The sequence below is a fragment of the Ktedonobacteraceae bacterium genome, from assembly GCA_035653615.1.
Lineage (GTDB): Bacteria > Chloroflexota > Ktedonobacteria > Ktedonobacterales > Ktedonobacteraceae > DASRBN01.
Map to the genome: position 1 here is coordinate 17,138 of DASRBN010000040.1, position 18,757 is coordinate 35,894.

Annotated in this window: 10 protein-coding genes; 4 read left to right on the forward strand and 6 right to left on the reverse strand. The window is 53.6% G+C overall.

Annotated elements, in window-relative coordinates:
- Positions 1 to 10: 10 nt before the first annotated feature.
- From VFA09_24715 to VFA09_24730, 4 genes are read right to left on the reverse strand one after another with little or no spacing between them, the layout of a single operon-like run.
- Positions 11 to 481 carry a hypothetical protein gene (locus VFA09_24715; GenBank protein HZU70498.1) on the reverse strand — a complete coding sequence of 157 codons (471 nt, stop codon included), beginning with the start codon at positions 479 to 481 and terminating at the stop codon, positions 11 to 13.
- Positions 478 to 2,391 (reverse strand): hypothetical protein, encoded by a 1,914-nt coding sequence (locus VFA09_24720; protein ID HZU70499.1) that lies wholly within the window; start codon positions 2,389 to 2,391, stop codon positions 478 to 480. Before VFA09_24720 ends, VFA09_24715 begins: the two co-directional genes overlap by 4 nt.
- Entirely contained in the window at positions 2,388 to 5,318 is a 2,931-nt protein-coding gene (locus tag VFA09_24725; protein ID HZU70500.1) for a tyrosine-type recombinase/integrase, read from the reverse strand. The genes VFA09_24720 and VFA09_24725 overlap by 4 nt, the downstream gene beginning before the upstream one ends.
- Positions 5,311 to 6,558: a site-specific integrase gene (locus tag VFA09_24730; GenBank protein HZU70501.1), complete on the reverse strand. Its 1,248-nt coding sequence runs from the start codon at positions 6,556 to 6,558 to the stop codon at positions 5,311 to 5,313. The genes VFA09_24725 and VFA09_24730 overlap by 8 nt, the downstream gene beginning before the upstream one ends.
- 497 nt (positions 6,559 to 7,055) lie before the next feature.
- Here VFA09_24730 and VFA09_24735 point away from each other — a divergent pair, with 497 nt between their 5' ends.
- Positions 7,056 to 7,895 carry a DEAD/DEAH box helicase gene (locus VFA09_24735; protein ID HZU70502.1) on the forward strand — a complete coding sequence of 280 codons (840 nt, stop codon included), beginning with the start codon at positions 7,056 to 7,058 and terminating at the stop codon, positions 7,893 to 7,895.
- Here VFA09_24735 and VFA09_24740 read toward each other — a convergent pair.
- The gene (locus VFA09_24740) at positions 7,879 to 10,356 is read right to left on the reverse strand and encodes a protein kinase (GenBank protein HZU70503.1); all 2,478 of its coding nucleotides are present in this window, start codon (positions 10,354 to 10,356) and stop codon (positions 7,879 to 7,881) included. The two genes, VFA09_24735 and VFA09_24740, sit on opposite strands and share 17 nt — an antisense overlap.
- Before the next feature lie 481 nt (positions 10,357 to 10,837).
- On the opposite strand from VFA09_24740, the gene VFA09_24745 reads away from it, so the two are divergent.
- Together VFA09_24745 and VFA09_24750 are read left to right on the forward strand one after the other, a co-directional pair.
- Positions 10,838 to 13,171: a DUF790 family protein gene (locus tag VFA09_24745; GenBank protein HZU70504.1), complete on the forward strand. Its 2,334-nt coding sequence runs from the start codon at positions 10,838 to 10,840 to the stop codon at positions 13,169 to 13,171.
- 39 nt (positions 13,172 to 13,210) lie between these two features.
- Positions 13,211 to 15,274: a serine/threonine-protein kinase gene (locus VFA09_24750; GenBank protein ID HZU70505.1), complete on the forward strand. Its 2,064-nt coding sequence runs from the start codon at positions 13,211 to 13,213 to the stop codon at positions 15,272 to 15,274.
- Between the two features lie 24 nt (positions 15,275 to 15,298).
- On the opposite strand, the gene VFA09_24755 is transcribed toward VFA09_24750, so the two are convergent.
- A complete protein-coding gene (locus tag VFA09_24755; protein HZU70506.1) occupies positions 15,299 to 17,344 on the reverse strand; it encodes a PAS domain S-box protein in 2,046 nt (681 codons plus the stop codon).
- Between the two features lie 261 nt (positions 17,345 to 17,605).
- Between VFA09_24755 and VFA09_24760 the strand changes: the two genes are divergently transcribed.
- The gene (locus VFA09_24760; GenBank protein ID HZU70507.1) at positions 17,606 to 18,703 is read left to right on the forward strand and encodes a TIGR03118 family protein; all 1,098 of its coding nucleotides are present in this window, start codon (positions 17,606 to 17,608) and stop codon (positions 18,701 to 18,703) included.
- Positions 18,704 to 18,757 lie beyond the last annotated feature (54 nt).

Below are 18,757 nucleotides of genomic sequence, written 5' to 3' on the forward strand. Positions count from 1 at the left end.
TCCTAATAGGTTATATGGGGTTAGTATCAGCATTGTTTACGATAGTGAGGTGAGGTCGTGCTGATCCATGGGATGGTTGAACGATAACCTGTCCCCCTTCTTCTAAACGCTTCTGTAGTAGCCCTATCTGCTGACGAAGCTGAATGTTCTCTTTCTCGTATTGTTCTATTAAACGAATTGCCTCATCCAGATCCTCAATGGCAGAAGTGCGTACCTGAAGCAGAGCTTTTTTAAGTTGTTGACGAAGGTCAGCAACCTCGCGGCGCAGCTGGAAAAGCTCTTCGTCTCGAGAGAGACGTGGTCCAGGTAGTTGAGAACGTAACTCTTGAAACTCTGGGCGAACAAGCTTATAGAACCGGACAGTCGAGATCCCAGCTGCTTCAGCTATTTTTGCAGGGGTGAAGTCTCGTTGGCTCTGTGCCTTCTGATGCAGTTCGTTCATAATCTCAAGAAGTTGTGTGCGTCTATCTGTCGCTTTCATGTGTCCGGTCCTTTCTCCTGGATTTCTTGCAGGCGCGTTTTGAGACGCTCCTTTAAATCTTGACTACTCTCTGGGAGGGCTTCCAAATCACAACGTGAAAGAGCCTCTATCTCTAGAGCCTCTGCGCGACGAGAGAGTATTCCGTGCTGCTCCGCCTGCACCTCGTGTCCAGATCTAATACTCTCCTGTTCCTGTTGTTGGTGCGCACGCACCGTTTTTGTGATCTGGATTAACATCTCCGCATTTTGGGGATCAGTGGCAAACCATCTACAACCGCCATCCTCCGCAGTTGTGCAATTCAGATAATCATCACATGCTGCAGGGCCCTGAGGGAGCCAACAGTAGCCACATGAAACGCGATTGGGTTGCATAAACTGTGGGTTGTTCTGTATAAGGTTGCGCCAACGGGGAGGGATCGGCTTAGGCTGCCCAGATCGGAATCGCGGCTTCCGTTCGGAGTCCTGATAGTCTGTACCGAAAAGTGTGGAGAACCAGTCCGTCGCGGGGCCCACAAGCTCGCCATTCTTAGCTTTTTCAAGGAGGATCATATTCTGCTCGCGTGCATTATGCTGATAATGAGATTGCATATTACGGTCAGTGTGGTTGAGATCACGTTGCCGTGATAGAATAGGCACTTTAGGATCGCTAGCAATGGCAGATTGGCGTGTGTGCCGTGCTTGGTGGGTTCGTAAGCGATAGATTTCACCGTCGGCGGATCCATCCGCAGTGATGTTCCACCGCTCTAGTATTCCCAGCTCGCCATGAGTACCATGCAGCCAGTGCTGAAAGGCATCGTAAGAAAGTACCCTTGCATCCTTTTGTATCTGTGATTCCGGGGGGCCGCCCTTGTATTTACGTGAAGACCGGAACTCATCAATATTCTCTCGTGGAAAAGCCCGAATAGCGCTGGGGCCACATGTGAGATTCCAGTGAGAAATCAATATTAAAAATTCCCGTTCCTCTACAGGGGCAGCGTCGCGAACTTCGTCGCCATAACGTATAAGCTCTGTAACGCAATATGTCACGATATCTTCCCACTTACCACTCACATACACGCGGTTTTGAGGCCCGTGTTTATTTGGGGAGAACTGGAACCAAAGTGCTCCTTTAGGTCCACTTCCCCTGGCGGGGTAGTACACTAGTGGACCTTGCGGACCTGTTCCTCGTGGAGCTGTCAGTACCTCACCGATCCTTCGGCCTAGGGCGAAGTTGAGAATGAGAACGCAGAGGCGGAGATGATGGAAGCGGTTGAGCTTTTCACGTGCTTCACGATGAAGCGCAAGTTTATTGAAGAATTGGCTAATAACAGGCATGGGAATCACCTGGTGGGTATCCAGGGCGGATTCACCCGGCCTTTTCTTCTCATGAGGTGCTACTGGAAAGATAACCCGTGGGAATCCAAAGTGCATCCTCAAGTGTTTCCAGAAGGAGCGAGAATGTGTTTGCACCCGTACTCTGTCTCTAAAAGCGGCGGCGTCATTGTTTTTCAGGGGAAGGAGTTGTGCATTCCAGAGTGCCCTGAAGTCGCTCTCAAGGGCGATATCATCGCAAGACTCGCAATGATGATCGATAAGGTAGGTATCAGCGCGTTTAAGCACGTTAGGTATCGCTATAGTGTAGGCTGAGAGCACGTCGTTGCATGCGAGAAGGCGCTGATAGCAGTGCCACTTGACATAGGGCTTCAAAAAAGAGTGGAGGTTTGCAAAATGAAAGCGATAGTAGCCCGGTTGTGAGGGAGCGCCGTGGGCGGCATACTGCCACGCATCCCATACATCTGAGGCAAGATAGAAGAGATTTTTGGGATCGCGTTCATCGCCTGTTATGAAGCGACTAAGTTCATTCCAATGACTTGTAGGATAACGGTGGTTTCTAGAAGAGTCGGATAGAATCTGCTTGCTATCTACGCTCATGCATGGAACCTCTCTTGGACGAATACAAAGTTCGCCTCAAAACGCTCAAACTGATATTTCTTCTGAGCAAGCAACATTTCTGATCCTGGTACTTCGGCCAAATTCTCTAGTTCCTGTTTGCGATGGCGATGTTCCATTTTCCATGCATCAAAAAACTCCGGCCCCGTCACGAGGTGCTCGCATAATGAGCAAGGAGGAGGGCTTCCTTGAATAGCCTTGACACAACGCTTATGACGGCAGCGACCAACATCCTGCATCTGCTTCACTCCTGTACTTAGCAGTGAGACGCGTTCCTCGGGATCAAGCTCATCTAGAATCAAGGGAGCCTGCCAAAGAGTCAAAGCTGTTCGTCCGTATTCATCAAGAGGTGTGCCTACCTCGGCTGGATGCTCGAACCGATCAAACTTAGCGTAACGAAGCGTACTGCTGAAATGAAGATGCCCGAGTTGCGCACGCACTGCCGCGAGATTTCTACCTTCGTATAATGCGCGTGTGGTATAGGTTCGCCGGAGTACTGTGGGGTTTAGCGGAAGGAGAACACCTTCTCGTTCGAGACGATGGCGTTTTGCAAATTCCAGTAAACGATGGGGCAATCCGGAACAAGGTTGTACTTCCCAATGCCCTCGAGTGTTGCTGCTGAGAAACACAAATTCTGTTGCAAGCGCTGCACGAACCTGAGCTGTATGTTCAACATACAGCTGCAGCTGTTGGGCAAGGAGGGCAGGAAGCACTGCACCATTCTCCTCTACCTTCTTGTTATGCTTCCACGCTAGAATATACAAGCCTGGGTGGACTTCTGCCCAATCGTCCGTTTTGAGGCGGAGAATGCTTTCGCGTCGCAAACCAGTGAACAGCATAAGAAGAATCATGAGTGCGGTTGCCCACTGGATGACAACCGCAGCGTTCTCTTTTGAGAGCGGGTGCAGGCTTACCGTAAGCAGATCGGGGTTCGTGTTTATATAGGCAATACCTGCGATGATGTCAGTAAGACATCCCTGAATGACGGCATTCCATTCATTCTCGGAGAGGAACTCTTCACCAACTTCTGTACGCCCGACTTTGACGTCGTCCCGCAGCCAAACTGAAATACGAAGCATCTCCATTTCGTCAATAGCATCATCATGCTGAGCCAAGCGCATCAACTCTTCAAAGATGAGCGCAAGGCATGGTCGTGCTAGCTGACGCAGCGCCTGGGTTCCATTGAAAGTCATCCAAGCTCGTTGCACGCCTTCTAATCTAGCTCGACGGATATCGGGTACCTCCTCTCCGAGGAGAGCAATCCCCTTGAGGAATCCCTGGTAGTGACGATCTACAGTACCAAGAGCAATGTCTGGCGAACGTAGCTCTTCCCGCAGAAAGGTCCACCCGATATCAGCAAAATCCTTACGAAGCCGTCCTCTTTGGAGGAGATTCTTTCCTGCAGGCCTTAAATCCCAGCTGTTACTATCAAGATCGATCCAACCTCCGGGAATTTCTCGTACATTCATGCCAGCAGGGGGGGCTTTAGGCTGTTCACGTGTATGAAGTGCAAGTTGACGACGTGCAGCGAGATATGGCTCCTTGAACCACGGCCATGTTCCCGCTCCGTTGACGTCAGCCAGTTCTATAACGCGCTGTCTGGTCAACTCGCTGACAGGTATATGGGCATCTACTAGACTCTGAAGAGCAGCCAAAACCTTCTCTTCAGTCGTTGGAAGCGTTGCTCTACGAGCTTGCCATTCTTCTCCTATATAATGAGATGCCAGGTTAGAGGGAATATTTACCAGTGCAGCGATTTTTGGCATCGTAAAGTCTTCTTGCGTTTTGGCTTCTGCGTAGACCCTCTCCATTGCCTGCCGCATTTGCTGCAAAGTGGCAGTGTATTGAGGTGGGAGTATCTCCCGGCGCGAACGCCATTCGTCTGCAGGAAAGTGATCCCGCGCTGTAGCGACAGGTATGCCCGCACGCTTTGCTATGTTTACCACGCTGAAATCGGCCTGATACCTTGCTTCGGCATAGACAGCATCCATCGCTTCTTTCAGGCGCATCTCGATCCATTGGTTCCGTAACATCTCCCACTGTCGCTTAGAAAGCCGCTTGAATACATGTTTGCTTGGGACTCCCAAGGATTTGGCAAAGCACTTCATTGTCACGTCTTCATAACGCTGAGTTCGTGCAAGATAAGCCTCGGCCTGGAGCAGATACGAGGCAGCTTCGGCCTCCTCTCGAGTTTTGGGAAGTGCTGCTCGGCGGGTTCGCCACTCGTCCTCCGAAAGGAAGCGACGAACCGTCGCGAGAGGTATCCCGGCATGCCTGGCAATGTTCTTTATAGTAAAGTCGTCCTGGGTGGTGGCTTCTGCGTAAGCGGCCTCCATAGCCTGTCTTAAGCGGTTCTCGATCCATTTACCTCGTAGTTCCTCCCATTGATATTTGGGAAGTCGCCTAGTTACTATACGTTCTGGCTCTCCCAGAAATTCTGCAAATTGCTTGAGCGACAGCGACTCGTACTGCTCTGTCGACGCACAATACCTCTCTGCGTGAAGATAGTATTGTGCAGTTATGTTAGACAGCTTTTGAAGTACTGTCCTGCCTCTAGATGGGGGAAGCATGGTTCGACTGGCTTGCCATTCGTCACTGGAGAGAAAGCTTTTCACGATGACGAAGGGCATCCTGGCATGTCTGGCGATGTTCTCTACAGTCAACTCTGCCAGGGTTTTACCTTCTGTGCGGAGGTCTTCTATAATCTTTCTTAGTCGGCTTTGAATGCATGTACGCCGTAATTGCTCCCATTGGGGTATTGGAAGCCGTCGGTATATTATGTCGACTCTAATGCCTAAGAAATCGGCAAGTCCCTGCTGCGTCATCGCTTCGTACGTTTCAGCTTGTGCGAGGTACTGCTCTGCTGCCTGGAGTAGGTACTGCCTGGTCATTCTGGAATCTTTAGTCATGGAATCTCTCCAAAAGACCTGCTCGTTTGAGTAGATGTGCGAACTTCTCATTTTCTGGCGCTACAATCTGGTCGGCGAATGCCTCACTGCTTGCTATATAAGGGTCAATGGAGCGAATCGAAGCGTGTCTCATATTCGAGACGATACCGCCGGGGCCTACCAGCTTTTGAAGGTCGTACCCGAATGAGTGCCGAAGTTTGTGAGGGGTAAGGAGCTTATTCCAGGGAGAGGTAAGAGCGGGGCGAAGTGTATTGAGCATGGCACGTACGCTCTCGCCACCGAGTTTCTCTCCATAGTTTCGCACACTGTGGCTGAGAAAAACATATTGTTGGTGTTCTGGAGCAGTATCTGACGGGATGGGTCGGTAATGGGTAGCATAGTGCCAAATTATTTTTTCTACCCAGGGAACCATAAGAACAGGTAAGCGCCCTCCTCCTTCCGCTCTGTGTCCCTTTGTGGTCAGATAGATGAGAGAGTTCTTGCGGTCAATATCTTCGAATCGAAGTTCCACAACTTCGGAGCGACGACTGCCAGCGCAGCGAAGCACCATGAGGATGGCGAGATTACGGTAAAAGAGCGCCCCTCGCTGCATTTCAGGCTCTTCTGCACAGGCAATATCACCATCGGCAATTTCTTGCCCCCATCGGTCATTGGCTGCACGAAGCAAATGAACAAACTGATCGTCAGGTATGCCGACGGCCCTACGAGTAGCCCACTTGAAGCGATGTGAACGAGGAAAGTGCCAGGAACGGGAACGAGAAGGATTCGCAAAATTGCGTACAGTACTGACTAAGTGGTTTGGTATTCCTTTATATCGCCGCCAGTCAAAAGAAACTCCATACCGATCTGTGATGTCTGCGGTAAGAGAGTAGAGGAGCGTAATCATGAGATCGGCAGTGCGTTTTCCCCGTTTCCCAGGCAATTGAACTTGCGTACCTTGAGCATTTGGAAACGGCTGACCAATTAAAGCATCCACGAACCACTTAAATTCTTCATTCGTAATACCAATGAGAGATTGATGACGGTGGGCGCAGAACTCAGCATAAAGGCGAGCCGCCCGTAAATAGGTATCGATTGATACCCGTGTTGCGCCTTCGTGTAGCTGGCGATCTTGCAGTGCAAGGTTGATCGGTGTAAGGGGTACCCCTCCAGCCATGAGTTTCGGTTCGCCGTCAACAAACCTAACTCGGACGGGTAATGTGAGAGGAAGAGTAAGTGTAATGCCTGGTGTTAAGGCCATCCTATTCTCCTTGATATCATTTGTGTCAAAGCAAGGGATCAATCTCATCTGTTCTGTCTTGGATGCCAAAGTTTGGCTTGGACTACTAACAACGTGCTCTTGAACAACAAACTTCGGAAAAAGAGTCCGTTGGCTTGAGAGGACCTTGCCTGGGTCCAAACCAAAGAAATAAAACCTTCCTTTGGTTTGATACTAACCTATGCGAAACAATTATTCAATGCATCATTACTTTATTCCTATTTGACTATTGCTAGATTGTATATTTTGTACAATCTAGCCGTCAAAAGGGATGCGGATTATGGGGTATGGAGCTGTGGTGTGTAGTATGTCAAGGTAATCTTCTTCCTGGTGAACCCTGTTATCGTAGCAGACCAATTCACCAGGTTCCGCATTGTTTAGGGCGGGTCGCTCTGTAACTCATGAAGAGAAATCATGCACCCGCGGTGAAAAATCCCGCATAGTTTGCTTAGAGCGTTGAGAAGCAGTAAAATGTGCGTATGAACCAGTTAATTAACAGCATCGATTACACAGAAGATGAATGTCATCATTTGCCCGCGCCGACCTATCGTTTGATCGCCGAAAGCGCCTTCACTCCCTTGCGTTTAGGTGTGAGCGCCACACCCGAACGCAGCGATATGGCCCATGTTGACCTGGATGGGCTGATTGGACCGGAAGTTTACCGGCGCTCGCCGTCGGAACTGACCGAGGGGCGCTACCTGGCGCAATACCAGGAAGTGCGCATCGATATCGCCCTTTCGAGCGAGGATGAGGCTCGTTATAGCGCCTTGCGTGCGATCTATAGCTCGTTCTTGCGACGGCGGCGTATCAGTATCAACTCGCCGGAGGATTTTCAGAAGAAGCTGATTTTTCTCAGCGCCCGCGACCCGGAGGCGCGCGAGGCGATGCTGGCATGGCGCGAGGCTCGCAGTATCGCTATGAACGCCCCGGCCAAATACGCCGAAATTGAACGGCTCCTGCGCCTGCACACCAACGACCAGGTCATCCTGTTCTCCGAGTACAATCCGGTTGTTGAAGAGATCAGCCGGCGCTTTTGCCTGCCGAGCATCACCTACAAGACGCCTGCCGAAGAACGCCGCATCATCCTGGAGCGGTTCCGCTCGGGCCAGTACAGCAAGCTTGCGACCGGCCGTGTGCTGAACGAGGGCGTCGACGTACCCGATTGCCGCATCGCCATCATTGTTAGCGGCAACAGCACCAGGCGCGAGTATATTCAACGCCTGGGGCGTGTCCTGCGCCCCAAGCTTGAACAGGCGGTGCTCTATGAACTCGTCACCGCCGGGACTACTGAGGAAGACATTGCTAAACGCAGGCGCTAGTTGTGCTGTTGCACTTCGTCACTGTTAGAATTGCCAGGCGCTGAATGCTGCCATAAATCCAGGTTACACCGCCCGTGTAGGTACCCGTAACCGGATCGATATGCCCGGAATATGCGTAGCGAAGCTGTGTTACCAGGTCGCCTAGTGTGTTGAGCGATGAGGCCTGTACCAGTTGATCGTTGGGCGTATTAAGCAATTGTATTGTGTCCATGCGCGCATTCTGCAACCAGACCTGCACCTGGTTCAGCGCCTTGTCAATTTGCGAGGCCATGATTTGCGTCGTCTTTGTCGCGCCGGGCGCGCCGGTTACCCCTTGCAGGTGCGCTCCGATGTGCCGCACAAAACCGATAGGATGTGTCAGAGTGCATGCATCGAGCAGAGGTACACGCGCAATCTTGAAAATTGTGCCATTTTCGGGGCCAATCGGCGTCCCTGCCGGCACGTGTTGCAGGTCCGGCACAATACAGGTGTCTCCATCCAGGTAGTACAGCACATTGAGGAGCTGTTGCCGTACTCCCACCGCATCCTTGCTACCCCAGTGATCATTCGCGTTCACTCCCCATTTGAAAACCTCTTCTGTATCTCGCTCCAGCCAGATGCCTAACCCACCATACAGGCCATACGTTTCGGTCAGTTGTTCGCCGGAGAGCAGGTGGCGCAGGTGATCCAGCATGCTGAAATGGAATCTGGTATCGGCGGGGTTGGGTGCGTGCGGAATAGTAGCAGCAAAGCGCCAGGCGCTGTAATCTAATGTGGGTGTGCTCGGCGTGTTAGTCGCGTCTTCCTGCGTAATCAGAAACCGGCTGTAGGTCGCGAGCAGATTCGAATGCTGCGCATCGCCTGGAAACACATAATGTACCAGGCCATTTTGCACCGCTAACGGCCCATTTCCTAACAGCAGTGGTGTCACCGCGTCATTGCCCGCGTCTCCCAGCAACCAGGCGTAGTAAGCCTTGCCTGCCGGTGGAGCGGGCACATTGTGCAGGTCAACCTGCAATTCGTCGTTAAGACCTTGATTATTGTTGACGTATAAGCGCCCGCTGCTCAGAAATTGCACCTGCCCAACGATGTTGCTTGTTACGGGCGGTGTTGGCGCGGCCTTACGCGGGAATAGCAGAAAAGCGCTGGCGATGGAGCCTGCCAGGAGCAGCAGGAGCAGCACGATCAACGCGATCAGTAAGCCTGTACGCCGTCGCTTTTTTGGCTCGGATGGCGGTGGAAAATCATTATTGGTGAGCAGCGGCGTGACCGGGGCAGGTATGGCTGTCCTGAGTTGCGGCGAGTTCGGAGTAGCGGAAACTCCCCCGGAATTATTGACAGGTGTTGTGCCGGGCGAACTGGACGGACCGGACGAGCTGGGCACACCTGGCAGGCTGGATGCCGAGATGGGGCTGAGCGGACTACCCGTGTTCGTCGCCGGTAGCAAAGGTGTGGCGTAAGCAACCTGTTGAACGGGCGAGAGAGAACCGATGCCCGGCTGCGATGAAGGGGATGGCGTCATACCCCTGGACTGATTCGCCGGGGTCAGGTATGTTGGAGCATTCGTATCTGTTATCATGTAACCTGGCCTGCTGATCTCCGATGGAGCGGACAGGTTAAAGGCGTCGGCTATTGCATCAGCCAGGGCGCCAGCGCTGCTGTAGCGGGCAGAGGGGTCTTTGGCCAGGCTGCGCATGATCACCATGGAAAGCGCGGGAGGGATGTTCGGGTTGATTGCCGCAGGCGGAGCGGGCGTGGCACTGATGTGCTGGATAATGATGGCGGGTACAGTGTCGCCGCGAAACGGCTGCGTGCCTGTGCAGATTTCGTAGAGGATGATACCCAACGAGTAGATGTCACTGCGCTCATTGCCGGGTCGCCCCTGTGCCTGCTCCGGCGCGATGTAGAGCGGAGTGCCCATCCACGAGCCACTTTGCGTGCCCGTGCTGGTTCCCAGCAGCTTGACGATGCCGAAATCCGTCAGGATCGGCTCCCCCATAGTCGTTTGTGAGGTATTGCGCGCATCCAGCAAAATGTTGGCCGGCTTGATATCGCGATGGATCATGCCGCGATGGTGCGCGTAATCGATGGCCCTGCCAAGGGCGGTAAAGAGGTACACAATTTCGTTGGAGGGCGGAAATTTGCCAACGCGCGAGGTGACGCGGAGATAATCGGCCAGCGTCGATCCCTCGATGTAATCCATGACCATATAAGCGATAGTGTTGCTGGTCTCCGGGGGACGCGAGATCTGGAAGTCGTGGATCTGGACGATATTGGGATGATGCAGGGAGGCGATGACCTGGGCCTCGCGCTCGAAGCGGGTAATGAAATTAGGATCATTCTGCAGGTCGGCGTGCAGAATTTTCAGCGCCACGTAACGCTGCAACTGCGTATCCATGGCTTTCCATACTTCTGCCATGCCGCCGCGACCGAGACGCTCGCGCAGCTCATATTTGCCAAGCCGCTGTGCAGCTGTACTCATGATATGTCTCCTTCGATGCTGTGAATGCCCGAATGAAGGACTCCTACCAGCCTGTATCCTCGACCTTCTCCACTCCTCCATCTCCAGGAAAGCAATAATAGATGATGAAAACGGCCCGCAACACAAAAGAACTTGTGCTTTCAGACTCATTATCAAGCAGGTTGGGATGAATGTCAATGTACTATCTCACAGTAAATCTGCGCAATTTGTACAAAAAATACAGCAAGCGAGTATTCATCCGCCTGTTCTGGCTAAAGGAAATACGCACGCTCCGACCGTTTTTACAGGACGAAGTTTGCATTTCTATACGCCAGAGCAGTTTTTCCTGTATAATTAACGCGCATGAAAAAGAATAGCAATACAGGGATGATATGGAGGGCAGGAGCCAGATTATAGAGTTTGACGAATTCATCTGATAATGGACGTGGAGCCGATGAATCGGCCTTCGGGATTACCAGGATAAGCAGTGAAGGAGCAATGTGTGCGTTTTAGCCTGCAAGATGTGAAGAAACAGGTACAGCGGCGGGGCGGTGATTTGTATGTCTCGCTCCACTTTTTGCGACCCGGCGAGCTGCATGCTGAGATAGCGCGCCTCATCGCTTTTCATGAGCAGCATATCGGCCTGCGACAGCGGCAATTTTCAGTCGATGAAGCCCGCGCGCTGATCGCCGATTACCGGCTGGCGAACTGCTTGCTGGCAACGCTTGGCGCCTGGTATGCCTGGCAGCAGCCCGACTGGAAGGAAACACTCCTGCGCCTGGGAAATGACGCCCTGACCCGCCTCGAGGAAGCCGGTATCACCTCTCCTATTTACCTGCGGCTCGCGCTTTACAATTATATCAATGAGCGCTATGGCGGCTTTCTGGATGGGCAGCAACGAGACGAGATTCTGCAAACCTTCGCAGCATCTCACAGCCTGACCCTTGCCGATCTCGAATACCTGCTGGCCCTCGACAGCGACTCCGAAACAGTGCTCGTGCGAGAAACAGCCCGGCCACCATCTGTCCAGGAGGTCGCCAGGCTGTATAACCGCTGGACTTTCGAAGCCGCGCTGTTCAATGCCTCTGACGTACATTTCGCCATCGATTGCCAGGCTTTCATAGAGGCGCAAAACATCGAAAGTTCCTCTCGTGTACCTGCCACCGGCATCGGCTCGGTCATTAAACGCCTGTGCTACCTGGCGCGTAAACTCGGCGTCTATTACGACCTGACCTATGAGACCGGCCAGCCATCCGCTATCCTGCATCTCACCCTCTATGGGCCACAGGAAATGACCGGCGCCCCACAGCAATATGGCTTGAGGCTTGCCAGGCTCTGCCGCATACTCCTCGACTATGGCTCATCGCGCCCCTCACCCTCTGCCCCATCCCATTCCTCATCTGCCGCCCCATCCCGTAGGGGCCGATTGATCGCGCCCACCGCCGATTTATCGGCCCGCCAGCTCATGCCCACCACCTCAGCCCAGCGCTCCGAAGCGCATATCAATCCTTCGGCCTCTCGTAGCCGCCCAAATTTGATCGGCGCTGTCCGCGAGGCCGAAGCAACCGTGCATTTCTTGCAGCGCTCCTACCGCTTCGTTATGAGCGCCGACCTGCTCAAACTCCTGCCCTCAGATACCATATCCTCCGAAGTCGCATCTCATCCCAGCAATGGAGGAAACAATTCCTCCATTGAGGAGGAGTACAGCGACCCTGATGGCCAGATTGATCGGGCCCCCAGTAGCGTTTCTCCCGCATCATCTCAAAAGGTCGAGAATCCTCCATCTATCTTCGATAGCAGTATCGAGCAATCGTTCGCGGAAGCGTTTGGGGCGCTGGCCAATAGCCGGGCCACCGATGGCTGGCAACTGGAACGCGAGCCAGAACCGTTATTGTTGCCCTCACCGTCCGGCGAAATGGCCTCGCAAAGCATCTTTATCCCCGATTTCGCGCTCACTCGTGGCTCGCGCCGCATCTATGTAGAAATTCTCGGTTTCTGGACACCCTCCTACCGCGAGCGTAAAATTGCCAGGCTGCAACAACTCAAAACGCGCAATGATCTCGTCCTGGCCATTCCTACCGAGGCCCGCGCCGCCTTCGCTGTAATCGCCTCTGATTTTCCTATAGTCGAGTACGATGGACAGCTTTCGGCAACGGAACTCTTGCAGGTGTTGCGCAGCCGCTACGATGATGTGGAAGAGCGGCTGGCGCGTATCGATGTGGAGATGGTACGCGAGCGCGTAATGAAAGAGGGTCTGGTGCCTGAACGCGCCTGCTATGAACTCTTGCATTGTTACCGGCGTTCGGAATTGCAGCGCGCAGCACAGTTTGTTGTCACAGAAACGATTGCGTTTACTATGGGAGTAGGACTCTATACAGCGGGCTGGTTGGAACATATGCAGGCTTCGTTCGTACAATGGGTAGAGAGCTCCGCGCAGGAGCGGCCTACATCTGAAATATCCTTGCACGAGGCTGTACAGTATTGCCGATCACAATCGCCTATCCTGGTGCAGTGCGAGGATGCTATTATTGAAGCGCTTATCGGTCTGTGGCCGCAGGTACAGGTGACCCGCAACTCGATATTCGATGCAGCCATACGCCTGGCGAATAGTACAGAGATCGCTGTACCGGCTGACCAACCGTATGAGAGCGAAAGCGTAGGGATGGTCGCCCATACAACTGGTGAAGCATTGCCCAGGAAACAGGTACGAGAACAACGGGCGGCCTACCGTAAGGGTGATCCTGGTAATCGCCCGCTCGCAAATAAGGGACGCTCACCCGCGAACAAAAGCCGCTCGTCCTCCAATGAAACTGTGCAGGGAGATTTATGGGGTTAAAGTATCCATTCTGATCGAAATAGGATGATAAGAAATAAGATGGACGTAAAAGAACTTGTAGGCGTAAGTCTTGGCAACTGTACTATTGAACGTATCATCGGTCAAGGTGGCATGGGAGCCGTCTTCCTGGCTCAGCAATCACGACCGGCACGAACGGTTGCCGTAAAAGTGCTGCTTCCAGCTTCCGCTTATGATACCGGTGAGCTGCGTATCGTGTTCGAGCGCTTTCGCCGCGAGGCCAATACGATTGCCAAACTGGAGCATAAAAATATTTTACCGGTCTATGAGTATGAGGAGGCAGAGGTGAATGGGCAGCGCCTGGCCTACCTGGTAATGCCCTATATCCGCGGCGGGACGTTGCGCGAACGCATTGACCAGATGAGGCGCGAGGGACGCCAGTTCGATCTGGATACCGTAGGCAACTATATCAACCAGGTTGCGGATGCGCTGAGCTACGCGCATGGTTTGGGGATAGTGCATCGCGATATCAAGCCCGGCAATCTGCTCTTTCACACCGATGGCCGCCTGCTGCTGAGTGATTTTGGCATTGTGCATTTGCGCGCGATGCCGTCGCTGACAATGGCGGGAAGTTTTCTGGGTACGGCGGAATACGCCTCGCCGGAGCAGATCAGTGGGGGCGCGGTGGATGCGCGCTCGGATATCTATTCGCTAGGTATTGTGCTTTTTGAACTCTTGACGGGCAAGGTACCCTTTAGCGGCCCGACGCCTTTTGTGGTGATGCCGAAGCACATACACGAACCGGTTCCCTCGGTGAGAGCCATGCGTCCTGATCTCTCGCCCGCCGTCGAATTTGTGGTCAAAAAGGCGCTGGCGAAGCTGCCGAAAGATCGCTATGCGAGCGCAGGCGAGATGGCCGCCGATTTCCAGGCCGCCATCTCTTCCGCCCTTTCCGCTGCCGCAGGTCTATGGCTTCCAGGTGATGCCAATCCTGGCGATCTCACCGTCGTCGGTACTGCCTGGCAGGCGCCACTATCCGCGGCAGGCACAGTACCGCCCGTCCAGTCGCCGGGTACATACCCCGCGGGGCAAACGCCATTAGCGGCAGGCCGATCACAGGGAATCGCCCCTACGGTGGCTGCGCCTGCTCCCGCCGGGGCCGGTCAATCGGCGGTAGGCGCGATCAATCGGCCCAGGCATAGTGATGAACAGTATGCGCCGGGGTTGCAACAGCCGCTGCAATTGCCACCATTGCCGGGAGAGAATGGAGCAAATGCGCCCGCTGCCTCGATACCGGTATATCGCCAGGGACGACGACTGTACTACTACGGCGTCATCGTGGCCGGCGTTTTGCTGCAATTGATCGTCCTTGCCCTCTTCTTCACGCCCCTCAAGGCGAGTGGCATGTCTCCTGCCCTTCTGGGCCTGCTGCTGGGCTTTGGCATCAATCTGCTTGCTCTGACCGCGCTGCTTTTTACCGGCGTGACGCGCAGCCGGTCCATCCGCAAATACTTCTATCGCGGCTTAATTGCCACGCTGCTGGCTCCTATCGTCAGCGGATTTTTCATCAGTTATGGTATGGTGGCGAGCGGCAAAAGTATTGACGTGCCGTTCATTGCCTACCTTGTACTCTTGCTGAGCAACATCTATACCGTTCGCCAGCTCGGCGCCGTCGATGCCTCCAGAGAACAGATCGAGGTTGCGCCCGTCCTCTGGCGGCCCGCGATGATAGGCGCGCTAACAGGTCTGCTTCCTTTGACGATGATCCTGATCTTCACGCTGATAGCTCCAATGGAGTTTCCGGCCAATAGCTCATTTTTCACGCGTATCTTTGGCGTGCTCTTTCTGGCGCTGATCGGCGCGCCTACGCCGGGTGCAATGATGGCGATCTGGCTCTCGCGGAACATGGTCTTCCCTACCCTGCTGCGCAGCAGCGCTATTGCCGGGTGTTTGATGTTTGTAGGGGCGTTCCTGCTGGTGGCGCTATGGGGTTCGGCGCCCGCGAATCACACGCTGTTGTATTATCACTTCAGCCAGCCTGGACTCGCGGCTATCATCATCGCCACGGTGCTGGCATTGATTGGTATGCTGCGCGGCATGCTCGATGCGAAAGTATACTTCTGGCTGAAAGGGAGAAGGCCGTAGGGACAGCACCTGGCGCCTGTCCTTTTAGTGGTGAAGCACCGGCAGCGTGAAATAGAATGTCGATCCCTGGCCCTTGCTGCTCTCCACCCACATCCTGCCTCCATGGCGCGCAATGATCTCGCGGGAGATGTACAGGCCGATGCCCAGTCCGGTGTAATTGCTTGATTCCACATCGGTGACCTGGTAGAAGCGTTCGAAAATCTTGTTGTGGTGGGTCTCTGCGATGCCGATGCCGAAATCCTGCACGCTGACCGTTGCCTCTTGTTTGTTCGCGGATAGCCGCACGAGTACCTTGTTCGCGTCCGGCGAATACTTTATGGCGTTGTTCAGCAGGTTGATCAGCACCTGCCCGATGCGGTCGCGGTCGCCGCTAACCTCTACAGGGCCTGTGGTTTCGACAAGCAGCGTGTGTGTGGTTGTAGCGGCCTGCACATTCTCGACCGTTTCCCGGATCAGGGCATCCAGGTCGAAGGGTTCTTCAGCGTAGCTCAGCTTGCCAGCCTGCATCCGGGTGATATCGAGCAAATCGCCGACCAGCTTTGCCAGTTTGTTGATCTGTGCGTTCATGCGTTCAAGGTAATGCAGCGCCTGAGTGTCACCTTGAGCAGTAATACGTCTCTGGAAAAGATTGATAAAGCCCTTGAGGCTGGTGATAGGCGTCCTGAGTTCGTGGCTGGCCATGCCGATGAATTCATCCTTGCGCCTCTCCAGTTCCACCTGCTGCGTGATATCGTGGGAGGTGCTGACAATCAATGCTGGCCTGCCCTGTTCATCATAAATCGCGGCCCCTGTGCCCGCCAGGGCGACCCAATGTCCATCTTTGTGCCGGACGCGGAGATAGGGAACATTCGCAATCATGCCCTCAAAAATCTTCGCGAATTCCGCTAATATGCCAGGCAGATCCTCAGGATGGTGGAAGCTGAAAGCATTTTGCCCGATCATCTCACCAGGCTCGTATCCAATTAAGTGTTTGCTGGAGGGAGAGATATAGATGATGGTTCCCTGCGCATCCAGCAGTGTAATCAAATCGGTGGTATGTTCAACCACTAAGCGGTAGAGTTCCTCGCTGGAGCGTAACTGAGCCTCTGCCTGCCTGCGTTCGGCGATCTCCTCTTGCGCTTCCCGGTACAATCGCGCGTTATCGAGTACCAGCGCAATGCGTCGGGCTAATTCCTCGGCAAAGGCCAGGTCATCGGCATTATAGCGCCGGAATGCTTGAACGGAGGAGAAAGTAATCGCGCCGGTGATCTTGTTGCGGGCGATGAGCGGCACTCCCATATAGGATTTCAGTCCGAGTGCTTCGATGATAGCAAGCAGCACGGGGTTATCGTGTACTGTTTCCAGCACTTCCCCTACGACATCGGCTATCAGTTCGGATTTGCCCGTTTCTAGCAAACGTAGCAGGCCGTAAGTAGCTGCCGGTACATCCTTATACTGCTCGTAAAGTGCCCTCACCAGCGTCACCTTTTCAGGGTCGAAATGGTGGACACTGATGTCTCGAATCTGCCCATCCTCATCGATCAGGGCAATGCGGCAGTAGTCGGCAAGCGCAGGCACGATCAGTTCGGCCACTTCTTTGAGCGTGACCTGCTGATCAAGAGAAGAAACCAGGATTGTGCTGGCTTGATTGAGAATCTGTTGTCTTTGCTCTGCCTGCTTGCGTTCTGTAATATCATGAATAGTGATGAAGACGGATTGGATATACGGCTCGGCAAGCAGGTTTTTCCATATGCCCTCGACCCAGCGCCAGGAGCCGTTCTTATGGCGAACGCGATACTGTGTCGTGACCGTAATATCTGGTTTTGCCAGGAGCTGTGCAAAGAGGTCTGCCGTTGCCTGCCGGTCAGCCGGGTGAATGACTTCAGATGCATGTAGCAGCTTTAGCTCATCGGGGGTATAGCCAAGGATACGTTCGATAGAAGGGCTTACGTATGTTACCTGCCCTTCAGCGTTGGTCAGCACAACAGCGTCCAGGCTATTTTCAATCAACGTGCGAAACAGGATTTCGTTTTGTTGAGAAAGGTCTATCTCCTGGTTCTGACCGGCAATCTTCTTCATATCCGCCGCCATAAGCCTGCATCACCCCCTACAAGTTGGCACGCCAGATATCCAGCGCTGATTGATTATACACTACTATAACATTTTTGCCCGGCAAAAACAATGTGTAGGCAGAGCGCCAGGTGCCTGTTCCCTGAATACCTGTAACCTCTTGCGTATCTTTATATGGAGTTGTAATGCGCTTCCGGTTATGCCGGCACCGGAAACATGTACTTCAATCGTAAAACTATTTCAGGTCCCGGGTTTTAACCTTAAAAGGAGGCACATACACTTATGCCCAAAAAAACAGGGCTTTTTAGCCTGCTGGTAGCTATCGCTACGCTCGCGCTGTTCCTGTTGCCGGGAACAGCCCTTGCTCGTCCCACTTCCGGTGGAGGAGTGTACCAGAGGACAAACCTGGTTTCAAATCTCCCCGGCAAGGCCCCCATTACCGACTCGAACCTGGTCAATCCCTGGGGCATCTCGTACAGCCCTATGGGACCGTTCTGGATCTCCGATAACGGCACCGGACTCTCCACCCTCTATGATGGCAAGGGAAATATCCAGCCGCTGGTCGTCACCATTCCCCCACCTATGGGTGGAACAACTTCCGCGCCGACCGGTACCGTTTACAACAGCAACAGCAAGGCTTTTGTGGTGACGGAGAACAAGAAGTCCGGCGCAAGCCTCTTCCTGTTCTCTACCGAAGATGGCACGATCTCGGGCTGGAATCCTAACGTTGACCCGACAAATGCTATTCTGGGGGTTGATAATTCAAAATCTGGCGCGGTCTATAAGGGCCTGGCAATCGCGACAAATCAGTCCGGCACCTTCCTCTACGCTACCAATTTCCGTGCCGGGACAGTCGATGTTTTCGACAAGAATTTCGTCCTCACCAAACTCTCCGGCTCGTTTACCGACCCGAATCTGCCCAAAGGATACGCGCCTTTCGGCATCCAGGCCTTCGGCAGCAACATCGTGGTGACCTACGCGAAGCAGGACAAGGCGAAGCATGATGATGTTCCAGGCCTGGGCCATGGATTTGTCGATGTTTTCGATACCAATGGCAATCTCGTCAAGCGCTTGATCAGCCAGGGCCAGCTTGACTCGCCCTGGGGACTTGCCATGGCGCCCGCCAACTTCGGGATATTCAGCGGCGATTTGCTGGTGGGCAACTTCGGCAATGGGCATATCAACGCCTACGATCCCAATAGTGGCATGTTGCTCGGTACGCTGATGAACAGTAAAGGCAAGATCATCAAAATTGATGGGCTATGGGGCTTAATGTTTGGCAATGGCGGCCAGGCCGGCCAGACCAATCAACTCTTCTTCACCTCGGGCTTACATGATGAAGCAGATGGTCTCTTCGGCATGATTACACAGATTGCTTAGATTTGAACTTCAGCAGAAGAGCAAGGTTATCCGGCGGCTCCGGGAGTCGCTGGA